This is a genomic window from Dongia sp., assembly GCF_041910485.1.
GTDB lineage: Bacteria > Pseudomonadota > Alphaproteobacteria > Dongiales > Dongiaceae > Dongia.
This window is the reverse complement of record NZ_JAYRQR010000030.1, coordinates 22,619-43,816: the sequence shown is the minus strand read 5'-3', so window position 1 is coordinate 43,816 and position 21,198 is coordinate 22,619. Positions and strand designations below refer to the sequence as shown.

The window sequence follows — 21,198 nt, the reverse complement described above, 5'->3', positions numbered from 1 at the left end:
CGTTGAACCAAACGCCACAGCGAAAACGAAAGTAGCCATGTCTGTCTTGACCTCCCTGCCGCCCGCCTTTCCCGTCGACAAGGTGGAGGCGATCGTCGATGAGCTTTACGGTCTCAAAGGCAATTTCTCGGCGCTCGACAGCGAGCGCGACCAGAATTTCCGCCTGACCGAAGCAAACGGCCAGAGCTGGGTGGTGAAGATTGCCAACCAGGCGGAGGATCTGCAGGCCCTCGATTTCCAGGCGGCCCTGCTGCGGCATGTGGCGGAGCTTGATCCCGCATTGCCTCTGCCGCATCTCAGGCCAACGCTCCATGGCGAAATTCTCGGCCGCTGCACCAGTGCCGAAGGGAAGGCGCATTTCGTCCGCGTGGTCGGGTGGTTGCCCGGCAAGCCGTTTGCCAAGGGGCACAAATCGGCAGCGCTCTTCGCGAGCTTCGGCGAGACCCTGGGGCGCCTCACCAAGGCCTTGCAGGGCTTCGGTCATCCGGGTGCGGCGCGCGATTTCGACTGGGACGTGGCACAGGCCGGAAAATCCCGGGCGCGCCTCGCCTATATCGATGAACCTGCCCAGCGCGATACCGTCGAATATTTCCTGGACCGGTTCGATGCCCATGTGGCGCCACGCCTCAAGCGCTGCCGCGCCCAGGTGATCCACGGCGATGCCAACGATTATAACGTGCTGGTCGATGCCGCGACGGGCGAGCAGATTGCCGGCATCATCGACTATGGCGACGCGATCCATTCGCCGCTCATCAACGAACTGGCGGTCGCCGCGGCCTATGCCATCATGGACCGCGACGCGCCGATCGACGATGCGGCGGCAATGGCGGCGGCGTTCCACAAGGCCAACCCGCTCCTCCCCGACGAGGTCGACCTGCTGTTCGACCTCATCGCCGCGCGCCTCGTCATCAGCGTCACAATGTCGGCCTCGCGCAAGGACCGGTCGAAGGACAATGCCTATCTCGCGATCAGCGAGGCGCCGGCCTGGAACCTGTTGAAGCGCTTGCGCGCCATGGACCCGATGATTGCCACGGGGCTTCTGCGCCAGGCTTGCGGTTTCGAGGCGGCGGCGGGCGCCCGGGACGTGATCGCTTGGCTGAAGGACAATCGCCGCACGCTGGCCCCTGTGCTTGATCAGGCACCGGCGACGATGCGCAAGGGCCTGGTTCCCTTCGGCGACCGCAACCACCCGATCGCCATCGCCTCGGCGGCCCGCAAGCCGGCAGAAGCCGAAAAGCTCTGGGCCGAGATCATGGCGCAGGACGGCATCGATCTCGGCATTGGGCCGTGGGGCGAAGATCGCCCGGTCTACACCGCAGCGGCCTTCGATTCGACCTTGAGCACGGGGGAGCGCCGCTCGCGGCATCTGGGGCTCGACCTCTTCCTCGATGCCGGCGCCAATGTGCGGACGCCCTTGCCTGGCAAGGTCGTCGACATCTATGTCTCGGATCTGCCGCTCGATTACGGCCATGCCATCCTGCTGGAACACAATCCGGCGCCCGGCATCACCTTCTTCAGCCTGTGGGGACATTTGAGTGCCGCCAGCGCCAAGGCTGTGAAGGTCGGCGATGAATTGAAGGCCGGCGCCGTGGTCGGCCAGATGGGGCCCAACACCGAAAACGGTGGCTGGCAGCCCCATGTGCATCTGCAGCTCATCGCCTATCGCCCGGCGGCCGCAGCCGACGTGATCGGTGCCGGCGAGCCCGGCTACACCAAGGTCTGGGCCGAGCTGTTCCCCAGCCCCGCAACCTTTGCCAATCTGCCGGCCGAAACCTTCACCAAGACCGGCCGCTCGTCAGACGATCTCCTGAAACTCCGCAAGGAGAAGCTCGTCCGCAATCTCTCCATCTCCTACAAGACGCCGATGAAGATCGTGCGTGGCGAAGGCGTCTATCTCATCGACGATCGTGGGCGCGCCTATCTCGATTGCTACAACAACGTCGCCCAATTGGGTCACGCGAACCCGGAAATCGTCGAAGCGCTGGCGCGTCAAGCGGCGATCCTCAATACCAACACCCGCTATCTTCACGACAACATCATCGCCTATGCCGAAAAGCTGACGGCGACGCTGCCCAAGAACCTCACCGTCGCCGGTTTCGTGTGCAGCGGATCGGAAGCGAATGATCTCGCATTGCGCCTCTCTCGCAACTACACCCAGGCAAAGGGCGTCGTGGCGCTCGATTGGGCCTATCACGGCCATCTCTCGTCGCTCATTGAGATCAGCCCCTATAAGTACAAGCGCAAGGGAGGCAAGGGCCGCCCCGAGACAACCGGCGAGGCGATGCTGCCCGACGGCTACCGCGCCCCTGCCGATTGGCCGCAGGCGGAAATCGCCGCGCGCTATGCCGCAAGTGTTACCACCGCCATCGAGCAACTGGCAGAAGCCGGGCACAAACCGGCAGCCTTCATCGCCGAATCCCTGCCGAGCTCAGCCGGGCAGATCGTGCTGCCGGATGGTTACCTGAAGGCCGCCTATGCCGCCGCGCGCAAGGCCGGTGCCGTCATCATCGCCGACGAAGTACAGATCGGCTTCGGCCGCGTGGGCAGCCATATGTGGGCGTTCGATTCCCACGGCGCCGTACCGGACATCGTTACGATGGGCAAGCCCATCGGCAACGGTCATCCGATGGCGGCGATGGTGACGACCCGCGAGATCGCCGACGCCTTCTTCAATGGCATGGAATATTTCAACACGTTCGGGGGCAATCCGGTCTCCTGCGCCGTGGGCTTGAAAGTGCTGGAGATTCTGGAGCGCGACAAGCTGCTCGCCAACGCAACGCGGCTCGGCACCAGCCTCATCGCCCGCATGTCGAAACTGATGGAAAAACACGACCGTATCGGCGACGTGCGCGGACAAGGTCTGATGCTGGGGATCGAGCTGGTCGAGGATCGCAAGACCAAGGTCCCGGCGACCGACTATGCCGGCCGCATCGTCGAGAAGTGCCGCCAGCTGGGCGTGTTGCTCGGCACCGACGGCCCTTACGACAATGTCATCAAGATGCGGCCCGGCATGATCTTCACGGATGCCAACGCCGATTTCCTGATGCAGGTACTGGAAACCGCGTTCGCCGACGTGGCGTGAGGGGCTTCAGCCCCTCACCCTTTCGGGATCATGATGCAATAGTATTTGTTCACATACTCGGTGCTGTGCCATTCGACGTTGGCGCCCATCGGTACGAAGAAGGTGTCGCCGGCCTTGTATGTTTCATGCCAGCCGTCGGGTGTGGCGAGTGTCACCGACCCTTCGAGAAGGTGCATCAGTTCGTGGCGCGGGAACGGGATCGCCTTGCGCCGGTAGGGCGTCGAATCCCAAACCCCCATCGTCCATTGCCCGGTCGCATCCTCAAACCAATTGCGGCCGGTTTGGGTCGGGCTGGAGCTGAGCAGGAGCTCCGGCGCCGGTGAGGGGCTCGGCTCCTTGGCCGCGCCGAGATCGATCTTCATGATCTTCTGCGTGCTCGCCTGCGCCGGATCGGCACCGGAGGCATCGTCGAAGATCACATAGTACTTCTTCATGTAGCCGGTCTGGCGCCACTGGCAGACGGCGCCCTTCGGAATGAGGAAAGCTTCGCCCGCACCGACCGTCGTTTCGCGGCCGTCCGCCTCAACCATCGTGACGCCGCCTTCAAGCACGATCATGAATTCGTTGACCGGATAGGGGCCCATCTTGGTGGTGAAGGCGGTGCAGTCCCAGACACCCGCCGTGAGACCGATCTTGGGATCGGCAAAATATTCGAGACCGCGCTGGACCGGGCTCCCGGAGACGAGCTCGTCGGCCGGAATCGCCGGCCATTTGGCGAGCCCCTCGCCCTTGCTGCCATTGAGGCTGAACTTGATGACCGGCGCGCCCTGCATGATTCTCTCCCCAAAATCCGAGCGCGCATTTGACTGAACTTTGCGCATGCGTTCAACAGCGGCGGGATAACACAGTGGTGCAGTAGGCTTCAGGAAAATGCTCCCGATCCGAATTATGTTTTTCAATAGGTTAGAAGTTTCTTTGACGCGAATCAAAATTTAAGGTTAATTATTCATTAATCAAAATGGGGCCGAATCGCACGATGGGGATGGTCGGCGAGCGGACTTTCCGGGCAGCGGGGGCAGCAGCGCCGATCCGATGAGTACGGCACGCAGATATTGGCTGGTCGCCATTGTGGTCGCCACATTCCTGCTGGCGCTCATCGTCAGCGTCCAGATCCTGATTTCCAGCGCCATCGACGCCCATCGCAGCCTGAAGAATGTCGCCTGGGCGGCGGCCCAGCTGGAGATCGAATATCTCCAATTCAAGCATGCGTTCAGCGGCTATGCCGGTGTCAGCCAAAGCGTCCCCGCCTCTTTCCTGGAGACGCGCTATTCGGTCTTTCAGAACCGCATCCGCGTGTTGAAGCAGGAGACGGACCCGACCGACCTCGCCGATGCGAGCTATGAGGAACTGGTGGCGGATCTCGATGCCGTCACGGCCCAGGACTCACCGGTCCGCAGCGCCATGAAGAGCGCCGACCAGGACGCGCACAAGGTAGCGCTAAATCAATTGGCGCGCCTCGACTCCCCGATCCGTTCCTGGGTGCAGGATGTCATGCTGCACAGCAATCCCGACCGGCAGAAGGAGGAACTGATCGAAGCCGAGCTGAAGGCGGCTGGCGTCATGACGGTTGCCATCCTTTCCGGCTTCATGCTGATCCTGCTGCTGATGCGCAACATCCGCCAGGCTGAAGCCTCGCGCGAACGCGAGCGCGAGGCGCGCCTGCGCATCGATCAAGCGAGCCGTGTGAAGGATACGTTCCTCGCCGTCGTGACACATGAACTGCGTACGCCGCTCAATGCGGTCATCGGCTTTTCCGAGTTGATGAAAGGCCGCGTCGATCCCGTGCAGGATGCGGAAGTCGTCACCTGGACGGATGAGATTCTGAATGCCGGCCGGCATCTCCTCACCCTGGTCAATCAGACCATCGACATGTCGCGCATTTCAGCCGGCAAGATGGCCCTGTCGCCGGCCCAGTTCGACCTGCGCCTGCTCATCGCCGACAGCGTCACCACGATCCGCCGGCAATTGCATCACGATCAGGGTGAAGCCGCTCCGCCGGTCACGACCAGACTGCCGGCACAGGATGTCATGATCTGGGCGGATGAAGCGTGGTTGCGGCAGGCGCTGTTCAACGCCGTCCTGCACGGACGCAAGAAGGCACCCGGCGTCCGGCCCATCGAGATTTCAGTCACCCACCGGGACGGCCGCGCCCGTATCGACATCCGCAACGGAGAGCCTGTCGCGGCCAACGAAGAGGATGGTGTCGCCAAGGCTTTCGACCCCTTCCTGCAGGGCGAGCTTGGCCTCAGCCGCGCCGCTCACGGTCTGGGCCTGGAAATGCCCATCGCCAAGGCCATCGTCGAGGCCCATGACGGGTCGTTCCATTACGAAGTCTCGTCGGATTCCTTCAGCGTCTCGATCGACTTGCCGCTCAAGATGGCGGCCTGAGCGGAATCAGCCACTCACCCGTTCGATAAGCGCCATCGCCGCGGCTGGATTGGCGACTTTGTGCCCCGATATGACATAGAGAAAGACGTCGCCCGCTTTGCCGCGTCCCGGCTTCTTGCCGGCGCTGTCGAGATCGCCCGGCACCTCGCCCTTGGCGAGCAGCTTCGCGCGGGCGGCCCATTGGTCGAGCGCTTTCCGGCCATAGCCCAGCTTCTCACCTTCCACCGTGCCCATGATGCGGAGATAGGCGAAAGGTGCGGTGAGATCGGCGATTTGCGGAAACTCGCCATCGGCTGCCGTGACGATGGCGACACCATAGTCACGCGCCAGTGCCGCGAATTCCGGTACCTTGAAGCTGTCGTGGCGCACCTCGACCGCATGCCGCAGCTTCAATCCGTCATGGCTTTCGGGGAGCAACTTCAGGAAGGCTTCAAAATCCGCCGGGTCGAATTTCTTCGTTGCCATGAACTGCCAGTTGATCGGTCCCAGCTTTGCCTTCAATTCAGTGATGCCGCTGGTGATGAAGCGTTCGATCGAGGAACCGGCCTCGGCAAGCACCCGACGGTTGGTGGCAAAGCGCGGCCCCTTCATGGCGAAGACGAAATCGTCCGGTGTCTCATCATGCCATTTGGCGAAGCTCTCAGGCTTCTGCGAACCATAATAGGTGCCGTTGATCTCGATCGAGGTGAGCTTGCCGGCCGCATATTCCAATTCGCGTTTCTGCGCGAGCCCCTCGGGATAGAAGGTGCCGCGCCAGGGCTCGAAGGTCCAACCGCCGACGCCGATGCGAATGAAGGGTCCCGATTTACCTGCCACGCGAGCCACCTGAATCTTGTTGAACTGTGGAAAAATAACGTCCGTGCAGCAGCTTATCATCTCAATTGTTTCCGGTGCGAGGCTTGGGCTAAATTTATCTCAAGCGAAGCGAGATGCCGCTCGAACGGCACAATTGGCCTGACATATTGGCCCCCACGGAGGAAGCGAGAAGGTGACCCCCACTCACGAGCCGTGGCTCGTCGCATTGTCTTTGCTGGTGGCGTTCCAGGGCAGCTATGTCGGCCTGCACCTCGCGCGCCAGATCCGGCTGGCTGAGGGTCTCCTGCAGCGCACGCTCATCACCGGGTCGGCCCTTACGCTGGCGCTCGGTATCTGGACCATGCATTTCGTCGGCATGCTGGCGGTGCAATTGCCCGTCGCCATCGATTTCCTGGTGCTGCCGACGCTGATCTCGTTCCTGGTCTGCGTGCTGGTGGTGGGCTTTGCGGTCTTTGCCGTCGGGACGGGCACACCGACAAGACGGCGCAGCATCCTGGCCGCTCTGTTCATGGGTGGCGGCATCGTCACCATGCATTATCTCGGCATGTATGCGCTCCATGCCAATGCGCATATGGATCATGATCCGGCCTTTGTCGTGGCCTCGATCCTTATCGGCGTCGGCGCCTCCTGGACTGCCTTGTGGTTCGGTTTCGGCACGGGGGCGCAGCGCTCGGTCCTCGTATCCGCCGCTTTGATGGCGCTCGCCATTTCCGCCATGCATTACACCGCGATGGCCGGCCTCACCCTGCACCTCCATGCGGCCACGGCGCCGGTCGACATGCCGGCCTTGTCGCCGGGGCTGCTCGCGATCGTCGTCTCGGTCGTCGCCTTTGTCGTTTCCGGGCTCTTCCTCCTCACCCTCATCCCGGTGCAGAATCGCACCGCGCAAGCAGCCGGGGCGGAGGTTCCAGCGGCGCCAGCGTTGGTCGCTTCGGTCCCCATCGCCGATGTCGCACCGATCCCGCCTACTGCGCCGCAACACAAATCGCTGCCGGTGGAAAAGGACGGGCGGCGCCTGCACCTTGACGTGGCGCGTTTGGTCGCCGTCCAGGCGCAGGCGCATTACACCAGCCTCTTCGACGGCGAGGTGAGTTGGTTCTGCCCGCTGCCGATCTCGGAAGTCGAGGCGCAGCTCGACCCCAGCATCTTCGCCCGGGTCCACCGCAGTCATATCGTCAATCTCGATCGGGTTGCTTCGGTCAAGCGGGCAGCCGATTCGGATATCGTCGCGATGGCAGCAAAGATTCCCTATCAAGCCCCCGTCAGCCGGTCGCGCCGGTCATGGCTGAAGCAGCGCCTCGACGAACGCGCAACGGCTGCCTGATTCAGAATCCTTTAAGTCAGATCGTCTGACGCAATTCGTTCAATTCGGCTGCCGTTCGTGCACCGAAGGGTCGTTTTGTGCACGTCGCGTTGAGATTGTCGCACCCCCGTTTCTATCGTTGGAACAACAAGAAGAGTTGGCTCCCAAACCGGCAGCCGTTCCACGGAGGAGACGAAATTGATCCCGGGACCCTTTACCTATCACCGCCCAGCGAGCCTAACCGAGGCACTGGCGGTGCTGAAGACTTATGGGGACGAAGCCCGTCCACTGGCCGGCGGCCATTCCCTGATCCCCATGATGAAGCTGCGCATGGCAAGCCCAGAGCATCTCATCGACCTCGGCTCCATTGCCGAACTCAAGGGCATCAGCCAGGAGGGCACCGATATTGTCATCGGCGCCACCGTCACCCAGGCCGAACTGATCAAATCCGATCTTCTGGCCGCCAAGCTGCCGATCATCCGCGAGACGGCGCAGCAGATTGCCGACCCGCAGATCCGCTATAAGGGGACGCTCGGCGGCAATGTCGCCAATGGCGATCCTGGCAATGACATGCCGGCGGTGATGCAGGCGCTGGGTGCCCAATATGTAGTCCAGGGCAGCGGCGGCAAGCGCAGCATTGCGGCCAAGGATTTCTACCAGGGTTCCTATTTTACTGCACTGCAACCGGACGAGATCCTCATCGCCGTGCGTGTTCCGGTGCCGGCGGCCGGCCACGGCTACGCCTATGAGAAGCTGAAGCGCAAGATCGGCGATTATGCGACGGCCGCCACGGCAGTCATCCTCTCGGTGAGCGGCGGCAAGATCGCCACCGCCTCCATCGCCCTCACCAATGTGGCCCCCACGCCACTCATCGCCGAAGAAGCCGCGAGGCTCGTCATCGGCACCACGCTCGACGCCGCGACCTTGAAGAAGGCCGCCGACGCCGCCAAGGCGGTCGCCGACCCGGCAACCGACGGTCGCGGGACGGCCGACTATCGCCGCGAGATGGCGGGCGTCATCACTGGCCGCGCCCTCGCCAAGGCTTTTGCCCGCGCCAAGGGAGTTTGAACATGAGTGATCAGATCGACCAGATGCCGGTGAGCCTCACGGTCAACGGCAAGAAAGTGCAGCGGTTCGTCGACCCGCGCATGCTCCTTATCCATTTCCTGCGCGAGGAAATGTCCCTGACCGGTGCCCATATCGGCTGCGAGACCAGCCATTGCGGCGCGTGCACTGTGGAAATCGACGGTCTGTCGGTGAAATCCTGCACGATGTTTGCGGTCCAGGCGAACGGTGCCGCGGTCAACACGGTCGAGGGCCTCGCCAACCCAGACGGCACGCTGCATGCGTTGCAGGAAGGGTTCCGGCAGATGCATGGGTTGCAATGTGGCTTCTGTACGCCCGGCATGCTGATGCGTGCCAAGGTCCTCCTCGCTGAAAATCCCGATCCGACCGAAGACGAGATTCGTCATGGTATCGCCGGCAACCTCTGTCGTTGCACCGGCTACCAGAACATCGTCAAAGCGATCCAATACGCCGCCGCCAAGCTGAACGGCCGGCCGCATCAGGAGGCCGCGGAATGAACGACATGACCCAGACCAAGGAACAGCGCGAAGCCCGACTTGAAGGCATTGGCTGCAAAAGGAAGCGCGTCGAGGATATCCGCTTCACGCAGGGCAAGGGCAATTACGTCGACGACATCAAGCTCGCCGGGATGCTGCACGGCGATTTCGTCCGCTCCCAATATGCCCATGCCAAAATCAAGAAGATCGATGCCAGCCGCGCCAAGGCTCTGCCCGGCGTCATCGCGGTGATCACGGCCGAGGAACTGAAGCCGCTCGGCCTTCACTGGATGCCGACGCTGGCGGGCGACGTGCAGGCGGTGCTGGCCGATGGGCGTGTCTCTTTCCAGAACCAGGAGATCGCCTTCGTCGTCGCCGAAAACCGCTACATCACCGACGATGCGATCCAGCTTATCGACGTGGAATATGAGGAACTGCCGGTCATCGTCGATCCGTTCCAGTCGATGGCACCGAACGCCCCGGTGCTGCGCCCGGACCTTGAGGGCAAAACCGTCGGCGCGCATGGTGCCCGCAAGCACCATAACCACATCTTCGAATGGGCGGTGGGCGACAAGGAAGCGACCGACATCGCCTTTTCCAAGGCGGATGTGACGGTCAAGGAGATGATCTCCTATCACCGCACGCATCCCTCGCCGCTCGAAACCTGCCAGTGCCTCGCCTCCTTCGACAAGATCAAGGGCGAGCTCACCGTCTATGGCACGTTCCAGGCGCCGCACGTCATCCGCACGGTGGCCTCGCTCCTGTCCAAGATCCCAGAGCACAAGATCCACGTGATCGCCCCCGACATCGGCGGCGGTTTCGGCAACAAGGTCGGTGCCTATGCCGGCTATATCTGCTCGATCGTCGCTTCGATCGTGACCGGCCTGCCGGTGAAATGGGTCGAGGATCGGATCGAGAATCTCTCCACCACCTCGTTCGCCCGCGACTATCACATGACGACCGAGATTGCTGCCACGAAGGACGGAAAGGTTACGGGCCTGCGCGTTCATGTGCTGGCCGATCACGGTGCCTTCGACGCCTGTGCCGACCCCTCCAAATGGCCGGCCGGGTTCTTCAATATCGTCACCGGTTCCTACGACTTCCCAGTGGCGCATCTGGCGGTCGATGGCGTCTATACCAACAAGGCGCCGGGTGGCGTCGCCTATCGTTGCTCATTCCGCGTCACCGAGGCCGCCTATTGCATCGAGCGCGGCATGGACATCCTGGCGCAGAAGCTCGGCATGGACCCGGCCGATCTGCGCATGAAGAACTTCGTGCGGCGCGATCAATTCCCCTATCAATCTGCCTTGGGCTGGGAATATGACAGCGGCGACTATCACCTCGCCATGCAGAAGGCGATGGATACGATCGGCTATCGCGAGCTCCGCAAAGAACAGAAGGCCAAGCAAGAGGCCTTCAAGCGCGGCGAGACCCGCGAGATCATGGGGATCGGCATCAGCTTCTTCACCGAGATCGTCGGTGCCGGCCCCTCGAAGAATTGCGACATCCTGGGTGTTGCCATGTTCGATTCCGCCGAAATCCGCATCCACCCGACAGGCTCGATCATCGCCCGCATGGGCTCGAAGAGCCAAGGTCAAGGCCATGAAACGACCTGGGCCCAGATCATCGCCACCGAACTCGGCATTCCCGCCGACGACATCATGATCGAGGAAGGGAATACCGACACGGCGCCCTATGGTCTCGGCACCTACGGTTCCCGCTCGACCCCAGTCGCAGGTGCTGCCATCGCCATGGCGGCGCGCAAGATCAAGAACAAGGCGCAGATGATCGCCGCTCACCTGCTCGAGGTGTCGGAATACGATCTCGAATGGGATGTCGACGGCTTCCGCGTGAAGGGCAATCCCGAACGCGCAAAGACCATGAAGGAGATTGCCTGGGCCTCCTACAATGCGCCGCCCCCGGGCCTGGAACCGGGTCTGGAGGCGGTCAATTACTACGACCCGCCCAACATGACCTATCCGTTCGGCGCCTACTTCTGCGTCATGGATATCGATGTCGATACCGGTGTCGCCAAGACCCGCCGCTTCTACGCGCTCGACGATTGCGGTACCCGCATCAACCCGATGATCATTGAGGGCCAGGTGCATGGCGGGCTGACCGAAGCCTTCGCGATCGCGATGGGCCAGGAGATCAAATACGATGCGATGGGCAACGTGACCGGCGCCTCGTTCATGGATTTCTTCCTGCCGACGGCGGTCGAAACCCCGAAATGGGAGACCGACTTCACCGTGACACCCTCGCCGCATCATCCGATCGGCGCCAAGGGTGTGGGCGAAAGCCCCAATGTGGGTGGCGTGCCGGCCTTCTCGAACGCCGTCAACGACGCCTTCCAGTTCCTTGGCAGCACGCATATTCAGATGCCGCACGATGCGTGGCGTATCTGGGAAACGGCGCGCAAGCTGGGTGCCTGAACGACGCCCATGAACGCCAAGAAGGAAATCGCGGAAAGACTGGCCGCCATCGGCTACATAGCCGATGGCGAGCTGGCGACGGCCCTTGTCCTCATGGACATGCTGAAGCGGCCTCTCCTGGTCGAGGGGCCGGCCGGCGTCGGCAAGACCGAGATCGCCAAGGCCCTGGCGACACTGCACGGCACGGAGCTCATTCGCCTGCAATGCTATGAAGGGCTCGACCGGTCGGACGCGCTCTATGAATGGAACTATCAGCGCCAACTGCTCGCCATCAAGGCCCGCGAAGGCCAGGATGCGGACGCGACCGAGGCGCATGTCTTTTCCGAAACCTATCTGATGGAGCGGCCTCTACTCTCCGCCATCCGTCGCCCCACCCCGCCGGTCCTGCTCATCGACGAGATCGACCGGGCGGATGAGGAGTTCGAGGCTTTCCTGCTGGAAATGCTGTCCGATTTCCAGGTCTCGATCCCGGAACTCGGCACGATCAAGGCCGTGAGCATCCCGCGCGTCATCCTCACCTCGAACGACACGCGGGAACTCTCCGATGCATTGCGGCGGCGATGCCTCTATCACGCACTCGACTTCCCTGACGTTGACCGCGAAGCCCGCATCCTGCTGGCACGCGTGCCCGGCATCGACACCAATCTGGCGCTGCAGATCGCGCGCCTGATGCAGGAGATCCGGCGTCAGGAACTGACCAAAGTTCCAGGCATCGCTGAAACGCTCGATTGGGCCGCTGCCCTGGTGGGCCTCGGTGTCGGCCGGCTGGAGCAAGACCGTCAGGCGGTCTATGAAACATTGAGCTGTGTGCTGAAGACCCGTGAGGATCGGGCCCGCGTCTCGCCGGAAGTGACCGAGCGCCTCATCGGCAAGGTGGCGTGAGATGGATCTGCGATCAGCCGAAGATATCGGGCCCGCCATCCGCCAGCGCCATGCCGGTTTCATGCGCACCTTGCGCGACAACGGTTTCAAGATCGGTCTGGCTGAAAGTGCCGATGCCCTGACCTTGCTCTCAGCCGAGGGGTTGGACCGGACCCAGATCGTGAAGACGGCGCTCAAGACGCTGCTTTGCGGCAGGCGCTCCGATTGGGATGGCTTCGACGATCTCTTCGATGCCTATTGGTCCGGCCGGCGCGTGAAGACGCGCGTAGCCATGAGCGGCCAGGCGGCACTGGCCAATCAACGCACGCTGAAATCCCTTTCCAGCGCCAACCACACGACCGGTGGCGGCTTGCCCACCGACGTCGCGCGCGGCGAAGGGGCTGACAGTGACGATGCGGCGCCGCAAGGCAAGCGCGAAGGCGCCAGTCGCCATGACAGCCTGGCGCATACCGATTTCCGCAAGATTGGCGACCCTGATTCACTGGCTGAGGCGCATCGCATCGCCGAGCGCCTGGCGCGGCGCATGCGCGCGCGCCTTACACGGCGCGCCCGGGTCGCCAAACGCGGCCGGCGCTTGGACCTCCGGCGCACGATCCACGCCAGCCTGGGCAGCGGCGGAACGCCTGTGCGCCTTATCCACCGCAAGCCGCTGCAGAAGCCTCTGCGGCTCGTCCTGCTGGTGGATGCATCTGGCTCGATGAGCCTCTATACCGCGGTTTTTCTGCGCTTCGTCCACGGAATCCTGGATCATTTTCGCGAGGCTGAGGCGTTCCTCTTCCACACGCGCCTCATTCATGTTTCCGATGCCTTGCGCGAGAAGGACACCGCCAAAGCGCTCGATCGGCTGGGCCTGATGGCCGAAGGCGTGGGGGGCGGTACGCGGGTCGGCGAATGCCTGGGGACGTTCAATCGCTGGCACGCCGCCCGCGTGCTCCACTCCCGCACCTGCCTCATCATCCTGTCCGACGGCTACGATACTAGCCCACCGGAGGTGCTTGGTGCCGAGATGGCACACCTCAGGCGGCGTTGCCGGCGCATCGTCTGGCTCAATCCGTTGCTCGGCTGGGACGGATACGCGCCCACCGCGCGCGGCATGGCGGCGGCCTTGCCGCATATCGATCTCTTCGCGCCGGCCCATACGCTGGAAAGCCTCGCCGCGCTCGAACCCTATCTGCTGCGCTTGTCGCGGAGGAGCTGATGCCCGTTCACCCGGAAATCGTCAATCTCGTCGCCAGCCTCAAGGCCAAGGGCGAAGCCTTCGTGCTGGCAACCGTCGTCCGCACCGTTTCGGTCACGGCCGCCAAGGCCGGCGCCAAGGCCGTCATCCGCGCCGATGGCGCCATCTCGCAAGGATGGATCGGCGGCGGTTGCGCCCGTGCCGCCGTCCTCAAAGCCGCCCGGGAAGCACTTGCCGACGGCCAGCCGCGCCTCGTCTCGGTGCAGCCCAACGATATCCTGCGCGAACAGGGCCTGCGCGCCGGCGAGGAGCGCAACGGCATCCGCTTTGCCCGCAACGCGTGCCCCAGTCGGGGCACCATGGACATTTTCGTGGAACCGATGCTGCCCAAGCCGCAACTCATCGTGATGGGGGCAAGCCCTGTCGCCGTGGCGCTCGCCGAACTCGCCCCCCGCTTCGGCTTTCACCTTGTCATCGCCGCGCAAGCCGAGGACCAGCACCTCTTTGCCGAGGCCGATCAACGCCTCACGGGCTTTGAGATACCGCCCAGCAACGTGGCAGAGCGCTGGATCGTCGTCTCGACCCAGGGGCGCGGCGACGAGGCGGCGTTGCGGGCCGCTGTCGAGAGTGGCGCCGGGCACGTCTCCTTCGTCGGCAGTCGCCGCAAGCTTGCGGCCATCACCGAGGAATTGGTGGCCGCCGGCGTCCCAATGGAGAAAATGGGGGCCGTAAAGGGGCCTGCCGGGGTCGATATCGGAGCCATTACGGCGGACGAAATCGCCCTTTCCATCCTCGCCGAGATCATTTCTCAACGCCGACATTCGATCACCGAAGGAAACTGACCATGCAGATGACAGACAGCCGCCGCATTCCCGCACCGCAGGAGAAGGTCTGGGCGGCCCTCAACAACCCCTTGATTCTGCAGGCGGCCATCCCCGGCTGCGAGAGCCTGGAGATGACCTCACCGACCGAAATGACCGCCAAGGTGACACTCAAGGTCGGACCGGTGAAGGCCACCTTCGGCGGCAAGGTCACTTTGTCCGAGATCGAGGCACCCACCAGCTATCGCATCACCGGCGAAGGCTCCGGTGGTGTTGCCGGCTTTGCAAAAGGTGGGGCGGTGGTGCGGCTGGAAGCGGATGGCGCGGACGCGACGATCCTGCACTACACGGCCGATGCGCAGATCGGCGGAAAGCTCGCCCAGCTCGGCAGCCGACTCATCGACTCAACCGCGCAGAAGCTTGCCGGCGATTTCTTCACCGCCTTCGCCACACAGCTCGCCGAACCTGTCGAAGAAGCGGCGGTGGGCGAAGAGGAGGAAGAGAAGAAGAGCTGGTTCAAGAATCTATTTGGCAAGTCGGAAACGGCCGGTGCCGTGCTTTTGCTGGCGATCGGGCTTGGAGCCGCAGGCGCCCATATCTGCTGTCTCGATCCGGCCCACGCGGAAATGACCTTCCCTCTCTGCCAAGCAGGGGTGACTAGCTGAGCTGCGCTATTAATAATTATTAACAGAGTCGGATTTTCTACCCTTGCAGCTAGGAATGCGGTTAGATAGATTTAATTGATAGCGCAATCATCATAAAAAAACGTAGCGCATCTGGGAGGTGTAATGGCGGCCGTCGACATCCGCGACGTGCGCAAAGCCTTTGGCGTTGCGCAGATTCTTCATGGCGTTTCCATAGACATCGCGGATGGCGAATTCGTCATCTTGGTCGGCCCATCGGGCTGCGGCAAATCCACCCTCCTGCGCATGATCGCAGGGCTTGAAAGCATTACATCGGGCGAGATTGCCATCGGCGGGCGCGTCGTCAATGAGGTGCCGCCGAAAGAACGGGACATCGCCATGGTGTTCCAGAATTACGCGCTCTATCCCCACATGACCGTCGCCGACAACATGGCCTTCTCGCTGAAGCTGAAAAAGGCACCGGCGAGCGAGACCGCGGCGCGCGTCAAGCAGGCCGCCGATATACTTGGGCTCACGGCCTATCTCGATCGCTTCCCGCGGCAATTGTCGGGTGGCCAGCGGCAGCGCGTCGCCATGGGTCGCGCCATTGTGCGCGATCCGCAAGTCTTCCTGTTCGATGAGCCGCTCTCAAACCTCGACGCCAAGCTGCGCGTCGCCATGCGGGCGGAAATCAAGGAACTGCATCAGCGCCTCAAAACAACCACCGTCTATGTGACGCACGACCAGATCGAAGCGATGACGATGGCTGACAAAATCGTCGTCATGCATGACGGTCATGTCGAACAGATCGGCGCGCCGCTTGATCTTTATGACCGGCCGCAGAATCGCTTTGTGGCGGGCTTCATCGGCTCCCCGTCCATGAACTTCATCGACGGCCGTGTCGACGGCAGCGGATCGCCCATGTTGGCCGGCAATGGTGGATTGCGTGTGCCACTTGAAGCGGAAGCATCAACCCATGCCGGCCGCGCCGTCACGCTCGGTATTCGCCCCGAACATCTGCAGCTGAGCAGCGAGGGCATGCCGGCGGAAGTCGTTGTCGTCGAACCGACCGGTTCGGAAGTTCAAGTCAATGCGCGACTGCCCGGCGGCGAGGAAATCGTCGCTGTGTTTCGCGAGCGTCATCTCTTCAAGCCCGGCGAGAAGATCGGGCTGAAGCCGCTGCCCGGCTTGCAGCATCTCTTCGATGCGGAGACCGGAAAGCGACTGTAGCAGAACTGGGGGAAGCCAAGCGTTCACGCAAAGAAACGAAACCGAACGGAGGAACACCATGAGCTTTACCAGACGCGACCTTCTCAAGACCACGGCCGGCCTCGGCGCGGCCAGCATGGCGCCAAGCCTTCTTGGCCCTCGCCCCGCTTTTGCGCAGGACCTTTCCTATAAGCCGGAAGAAGGCGCCAGCCTGCGCCTGCTGCGCTGGTCGCCGTTCGTCAAAGGCGACGAGGAAACCTGGCTTGCCAACACCAAGAAGTTCACCGAGGCAACCGGCGTCGAAGTGCGCGTCGACAAGGAAAGCTGGGAAGATATCCGTCCCAAAGCAGCCGTCGCCGCCAATGTCGGTTCGGGGCCGGACGTCATGCTGGTCTGGTTCGACGACCCCCATCAATACCCCGACAAGCTCTTGGACGTGAGCGAGCTTGCCACCTATCTCGGCAACAAATATGGCGGCTGGTACGACGGACCCAAGGAATATGCGACCAAGGGCGATTCCGCCATCGGCCTGCCGCTGGCGACGATCGGCAATGCCATCGTCTACCGCGACAGCTGGGTCAAGGCAGCCGGCTGGTCGGAATTCCCGACCAAGACCGACGACTTCCTGGAGCTGTGCAAGGCGATGCAGAAGAGCGGCCATCCGGTCGGCTTCACGCATGGGCATGGCGTCGGTGACGGCAACAACTATGCCCATTGGCTGCTGTGGAGCCACGGCGGGCAGATGGTCGACAAGGATGGCAATTGCACCATCAACAGCCCGGAGACGATGAAGGCCATCGAGTACGCGCAGGCGCTCTACAAGACCTTCATCCCCGGCACCGAAGGTTGGCTCGACGTCAACAACAACCGAGCCTTCCTTGCCGGCGAGTTGTCGGTGATCGCCAATGGCATCTCCGCCTATTACACGCCGAAGAATGACCCGGCGCAGGCCGAACTCGCAGCCGACATCCGCACCTGTCCTCTGCCGATCGGACCGGTCGGCAAGTCGATCGAGCTCTATCAGGTCACCAGTGCGGTCATCTTCAAATATACGAAGTACCCGAATGCCGCGCGTGAGTATCTGCGTTTCATGTTTGAGGAAGCGCAGATGAACGACTGGATCACCAAATCGGCCGGCTATTGCTGCCAGACATTGAAGGCCTATGAGAAGAACCCTGTCTGGACCGCCGACCCCAACAATGCGCCTTACGCCAAGGCATCTGCGACGTTGCGGCCGAACGGCTATGCCGGCCCACTTGGCTATGCATCCGCGGCCGTCATGGCGGATTATGTCCTTGTCGACATGTTCGCCGAGGCTGTCACTGGAGCCGCGTCGCCGAAGGATGCCATTGAGAAGGCCGAGAAGCGTATCAACCGCTATTACCGCGTCTGACTTGTTGCAATGGCCGGCGGTTCAAACCGCCGGCCCTTCTTTTTTCCGGATCACTGATGGCAAGCAGCAGTTCCACCAAGACATCGTTTCTTGCCCGCTTCGAGCAGAGCCGGCTCGGATTGGGATTGGTGTTCATGCTGCCGGCGGCGGTCCTGCTGCTCGTCTTCCTGACCTATCCGCTGGGTCTCGGAATCTGGCTCGGCTTCACCGATGAGAAGATCGGGCGACCGGGTATTTTCATCGGTCTGGAGAATTACGAGTACCTGCTCGACGACAGTGTCTTCTGGCTGTCGGTCTTCAATACGCTGCTCTATACGACACTTGCCTCTGCCTTCAAATTCGCCCTGGGCCTGTGGCTCGCCCTGCTCCTCAATGAGAACCTGCCGTTCAAGGCTTTCTTCCGCGCCATCGTATTGCTTCCCTGGGTCGTGCCGACCGTGCTGTCAGCAATCGCCTTCTGGTGGATCTACGATGCGCAATTCTCGATCGTCTCTTGGGTCCTGATGCAGACGGGCCTTATCGATGCACCGATCAATTTCCTGGGCGACCCCAACAATGCCCGCGCCTCGGTCATTGCCGCCAATGTGTGGCGCGGCATTCCTTTTGTCGCTATTACGCTGCTGGCCGGCCTCCAGACAATTCCGCCCTCGCTCTACGAGGCGGCCACTCTTGATGGTGCCGGCTCTTGGCAGCGATTCCGTTTCGTCACCTTTCCGCTTTTGACGCCCATCATTGCCATTGTCATGACGTTCTCGGTGCTCTTCACCTTCACTGATTTCCAGCTCATCTACGTGCTGACGCGCGGCGGGCCGGTAAATGCGACCCATTTGATGGCGACGTTGAGTTTCCAGCGGGGCATTTCAGGCGGCAACCTGGGCGAAGGTGCCGCCATTGCGGTGGCCATGATTCCATTTCTCCTCGCCGCCATTCTCTTCAGCTATTTCGGCCTGCAGCGGCGCCGGTGGCAGCAAGGCGGAGGCGAATAATGGCCGGCAGCAAGGCTTTTGCGCAGATGGGCGATGCCGGTCGCGGTGACGAGGGCGGCATGAATTACCTTCAGCGCCTCCCTCGACGCATCGTCACGGTCTATCTGCCGCTCGCTATTTTTGTCTTCGTCCTGTTGTTCCCCTTCTATTGGATGGCGATCACGGCGGTGAAGCCCAACCAAGAGCTCACCGACTATAAGAATTTCAGCCCGTTCTGGGTGTCGTCACCGACGCTCGATCACATCAAATATCTGCTGTTCGAGACGTCCTATCCGGGCTGGCTGTGGAACACGATCCTCGTTTCCGTCGTTGCGACCCTGCTGTCTCTTGCGGCATCGGTTTTCGCCGCCTACGCGATCGAGCGGTTGCGCTTCCAGGGCTCGCGCCAGGTTGGCCTCGCCATATTCATGGCCTATCTGGTGCCGCCTTCGATTCTTTTCATTCCACTGGCGGTGATGGTTTTCAAACTGGGTCTCTATGACACCCGCTTTGCCCTGATTCTCACCTACCCCACCTTCCTCATCCCCTTCTGCACCTGGCTTCTGATGGGCTATTTCCGCTCGATTCCTTACGAGCTCGAGGAATGTGCTTTGATAGACGGAGCAACGCGGTGGCAGATCTTGACGCGCATCATCCTGCCGCTCGCCGTGCCAGGGCTGATTTCGGCTGGAATCTTCGCTTTCACCTTGTCATGGAACGAGTTCATCTATGCGCTGACCTTCATCCAGTCTTCCGAAGTGAAGACGGTGCCGGTCGGCGTGCTCACTGAACTGGTGCGGTCGGACGTTTACGAGTGGGGATCGCTCATGGCAGGCGCCCTCATCGGGTCGCTGCCAGTGGTGATCCTCTACTCGTTCTTCGTCGAGTACTATGTCTCGTCGATGACCGGAGCGGTCAAGGAATAGCGAGCGTCGGCCCTACTGGCAGGCCGCGATCGTCTTCAGGCCTTCGATCGCCGCCTTGCGCTTCGCCTCATCCTTCAGCTGGAACATCATGCCGTTCTTCAGCGGCTGACCGTTGAAAGTGTTGAGGAAGCCCTTTGGGTCGGCGATGTAGGCAAAGAGGCTTTCGTCCGTCCAGGTAAGGCCCTTGGCCTGTGCCGCCTTCATGGCCTCGGAATATTTCGCAAAATCGGCCGAATGCATGGCGGGTTGACCGGCAACGCCTTGCAGATTTGGCCCGGTCGCCCGGGACGGCTTGCCGGGCTCGAGAACATGGCACGTCTTGCAGGGGTTGAGCGACGGCGGTATTTCGCAGGCGGCAAAGGCCGGCAAGGCATTGGCACCGGACAGGAGTGCTGCGCTCATCAGCAATTGGGCGAATTTGTTCATGATGTCGTCCCCTCTTGGCTTGAACCGGCTATTGGGTGCTGCCGCATTCATCCCTCTCCAGGGCCTCAATGGCTATGCGGCCAATTGCCACCCGTTGCCGTGCCCTGACTTTCTCGTCGCACCGGCCTAGGATGCGCCGATCAAGAACGCGATGGGAGCGGCACGTGCAGGAACCGGCACCTGGGCAAGGATGGCATGGCGGGGCGATGATGCTGCCGGCAGCCGGCCACCCGCTCGAATGGCGCGAGCGGTCTTGGGCCCGGCCAGAAAACGGCGAGGTCCTCCTGCGCGTCAAGGCCTGCGGTGTTTGCCGGACGGACCTCCATGTCGTCGACGGCGAACTGCCGGATCCGGCCCTGCCCTGCACACCCGGCCATGAGGTTGTCGGCGAAATCGTGGCCATCGGGGCTGGTGTCGAGGATCTCGTCATCGGCGCGCGGGTCGGCGTTCCCTGGCTGGGCTTCACCTGCGGCACATGCGAGCAGTGCCGCGCTGGGCGCGAAAATCTCTGCCCCGGGGCACGCTTCACCGGTTATCAGCGCGATGGCGGCTATGCCGAGTATCTGCTGGCCGATGCGCGGTACTGCCTGCCGTTGCCTGAGAGCTATTCAGATGCCGAAGCGGCGCCGCTGCTTTGTGCCGGGCTCATCGGCTATCGCGCCCTGCGCAAGGCTGGCGACGGCAGGCGACTTGGCCTTTACGGCTTCGGCGCCGCCGCCCACATCCTGGCACAGGTCGCCCGATATGAAGGGTGCGAGATCTACGCCTTCGTCCGACCGGGCGACGATGCGGCACTTGGCTTTGCCCGCTCGCTCGGTGCCGCTTGGGCCGGGCCGTCGGACGAAGTGGCCCCCGTGCCGCTCGATGCCGCCATTATCTTCGCCCCCGTCGGCGCGCTGGTCCCGGCAGCCTTGCGCGCCGTCAGACCCGGCGGGCGCGTGGTCTGCGCCGGCATCCATATGAGCGATATTCCGAGCTTTCCCTATCGCTGGCTGTGGGAGGAGCGCGAGATCGTGTCGGTCGCCAACCTCACGCGGCAGGACGGGCTCGCGTTCCTGCGCCTGGCGCCGCAGATTCCCATTCGCACCACCGTCACCACCTATCCGCTGCGCGAAGCCAATGCCGCACTTAGCGATCTGCGCAGCGGCCATCTGCAAGGTGCCGCCGTCCTCCAGCCCCCGTTCTGAGAGAGA

At 62.4% G+C, this 21,198-nt stretch carries 18 protein-coding genes; 15 read left to right on the top strand and 3 right to left on the bottom strand.

Annotation, left to right across the window (positions count from 1 at the left end; translation table 11 throughout):
- The first annotated feature begins 37 nt into the window (after positions 1-37).
- Positions 38-3,082, top strand: coding sequence for an aminotransferase class III-fold pyridoxal phosphate-dependent enzyme (locus ACE3PP_RS08870; protein WP_374380718.1), 3,045 nt, complete (start codon positions 38-40; stop codon positions 3,080-3,082).
- A 14-nt stretch (positions 3,083-3,096) separates the two neighbouring features.
- Here ACE3PP_RS08870 and ACE3PP_RS08865 read toward each other — a convergent pair whose 3' ends face one another.
- The gene (locus ACE3PP_RS08865; protein ID WP_374380716.1) at positions 3,097-3,855 is read right to left on the bottom strand and encodes a cupin domain-containing protein; all 759 of its coding nucleotides are present in this window, start codon (positions 3,853-3,855) and stop codon (positions 3,097-3,099) included.
- Positions 3,856-4,114: 259 nt separating this feature from the next.
- Here ACE3PP_RS08865 and ACE3PP_RS08860 point away from each other — a divergent pair, with 259 nt between their 5' ends.
- A complete protein-coding gene (locus ACE3PP_RS08860) occupies positions 4,115-5,470 on the top strand; it encodes a sensor histidine kinase (protein ID WP_374380714.1) in 1,356 nt (451 codons plus the stop codon).
- A gap of 6 nt (positions 5,471-5,476) precedes the next feature.
- On the opposite strand, the gene ACE3PP_RS08855 is transcribed toward ACE3PP_RS08860, so the two are convergent.
- The gene (locus ACE3PP_RS08855) at positions 5,477-6,286 is read right to left on the bottom strand and encodes a DUF72 domain-containing protein (RefSeq protein WP_374380712.1); all 810 of its coding nucleotides are present in this window, start codon (positions 6,284-6,286) and stop codon (positions 5,477-5,479) included.
- 172 nt (positions 6,287-6,458) lie between these two features.
- On the opposite strand from ACE3PP_RS08855, the gene ACE3PP_RS08850 reads away from it, so the two are divergent.
- From ACE3PP_RS08850 to ACE3PP_RS08795, 12 genes are all read left to right on the top strand, one after another.
- Positions 6,459-7,610 carry an MHYT domain-containing protein gene (locus ACE3PP_RS08850; RefSeq protein WP_374380709.1) on the top strand — a complete coding sequence of 384 codons (1,152 nt, stop codon included), beginning with the start codon at positions 6,459-6,461 and terminating at the stop codon, positions 7,608-7,610.
- Positions 7,611-7,787: 177 nt separating this feature from the next.
- A complete protein-coding gene (locus ACE3PP_RS08845; protein WP_374380706.1) occupies positions 7,788-8,657 on the top strand; it encodes a xanthine dehydrogenase family protein subunit M in 870 nt (289 codons plus the stop codon).
- A gap of 2 nt (positions 8,658-8,659) precedes the next feature.
- Positions 8,660-9,172 (top strand): (2Fe-2S)-binding protein, encoded by a 513-nt coding sequence (locus ACE3PP_RS08840; RefSeq protein ID WP_374380703.1) that lies wholly within the window; start codon positions 8,660-8,662, stop codon positions 9,170-9,172.
- Positions 9,169-11,583 carry an aerobic carbon-monoxide dehydrogenase large subunit gene (locus tag ACE3PP_RS08835; RefSeq protein ID WP_374380701.1) on the top strand — a complete coding sequence of 805 codons (2,415 nt, stop codon included), beginning with the start codon at positions 9,169-9,171 and terminating at the stop codon, positions 11,581-11,583. The genes ACE3PP_RS08840 and ACE3PP_RS08835 overlap by 4 nt, the downstream gene beginning before the upstream one ends.
- A 9-nt stretch (positions 11,584-11,592) precedes the next feature.
- Positions 11,593-12,465, top strand: coding sequence for an AAA family ATPase (locus tag ACE3PP_RS08830; protein WP_374380698.1), 873 nt, complete (start codon positions 11,593-11,595; stop codon positions 12,463-12,465).
- A gap of 1 nt (position 12,466) precedes the next feature.
- The gene (locus ACE3PP_RS08825) at positions 12,467-13,663 is read left to right on the top strand and encodes a VWA domain-containing protein (RefSeq protein WP_374380695.1); all 1,197 of its coding nucleotides are present in this window, start codon (positions 12,467-12,469) and stop codon (positions 13,661-13,663) included.
- A complete protein-coding gene (locus ACE3PP_RS08820) occupies positions 13,663-14,484 on the top strand; it encodes an XdhC family protein (RefSeq protein WP_374380692.1) in 822 nt (273 codons plus the stop codon). The genes ACE3PP_RS08825 and ACE3PP_RS08820 overlap by 1 nt, the downstream gene beginning before the upstream one ends.
- Positions 14,485-14,486: 2 nt before the next feature.
- Positions 14,487-15,128: a carbon monoxide dehydrogenase subunit G gene (locus ACE3PP_RS08815; RefSeq protein WP_374380690.1), complete on the top strand. Its 642-nt coding sequence runs from the start codon at positions 14,487-14,489 to the stop codon at positions 15,126-15,128.
- Between the two features lie 123 nt (positions 15,129-15,251).
- Positions 15,252-16,316 carry an ABC transporter ATP-binding protein gene (locus ACE3PP_RS08810; protein ID WP_374380687.1) on the top strand — a complete coding sequence of 355 codons (1,065 nt, stop codon included), beginning with the start codon at positions 15,252-15,254 and terminating at the stop codon, positions 16,314-16,316.
- Positions 16,317-16,374: 58 nt separating this feature from the next.
- Positions 16,375-17,688, top strand: coding sequence for an ABC transporter substrate-binding protein (locus ACE3PP_RS08805; RefSeq protein ID WP_374380684.1), 1,314 nt, complete (start codon positions 16,375-16,377; stop codon positions 17,686-17,688).
- A 56-nt stretch (positions 17,689-17,744) separates the two neighbouring features.
- Positions 17,745-18,674 carry a carbohydrate ABC transporter permease gene (locus tag ACE3PP_RS08800; RefSeq protein WP_374380681.1) on the top strand — a complete coding sequence of 310 codons (930 nt, stop codon included), beginning with the start codon at positions 17,745-17,747 and terminating at the stop codon, positions 18,672-18,674.
- A complete protein-coding gene (locus ACE3PP_RS08795; RefSeq protein ID WP_374380678.1) occupies positions 18,674-19,579 on the top strand; it encodes a carbohydrate ABC transporter permease in 906 nt (301 codons plus the stop codon). Before ACE3PP_RS08800 ends, ACE3PP_RS08795 begins: the two co-directional genes overlap by 1 nt.
- 12 nt (positions 19,580-19,591) lie before the next feature.
- Here the strand turns inward: ACE3PP_RS08795 and ACE3PP_RS08790 are convergent, their stop codons facing one another.
- Complete coding sequence (locus tag ACE3PP_RS08790) at positions 19,592-20,005, bottom strand: cytochrome c family protein (protein WP_374380675.1); 414 nt, start codon at positions 20,003-20,005, stop codon at positions 19,592-19,594.
- 206 nt (positions 20,006-20,211) lie between these two features.
- Here ACE3PP_RS08790 and ACE3PP_RS08785 point away from each other — a divergent pair, with 206 nt between their 5' ends.
- Complete coding sequence (locus tag ACE3PP_RS08785) at positions 20,212-21,192, top strand: zinc-dependent alcohol dehydrogenase family protein (protein WP_374380770.1); 981 nt, start codon at positions 20,212-20,214, stop codon at positions 21,190-21,192.
- The last annotated feature ends 6 nt before the right edge of the window (positions 21,193-21,198 follow it).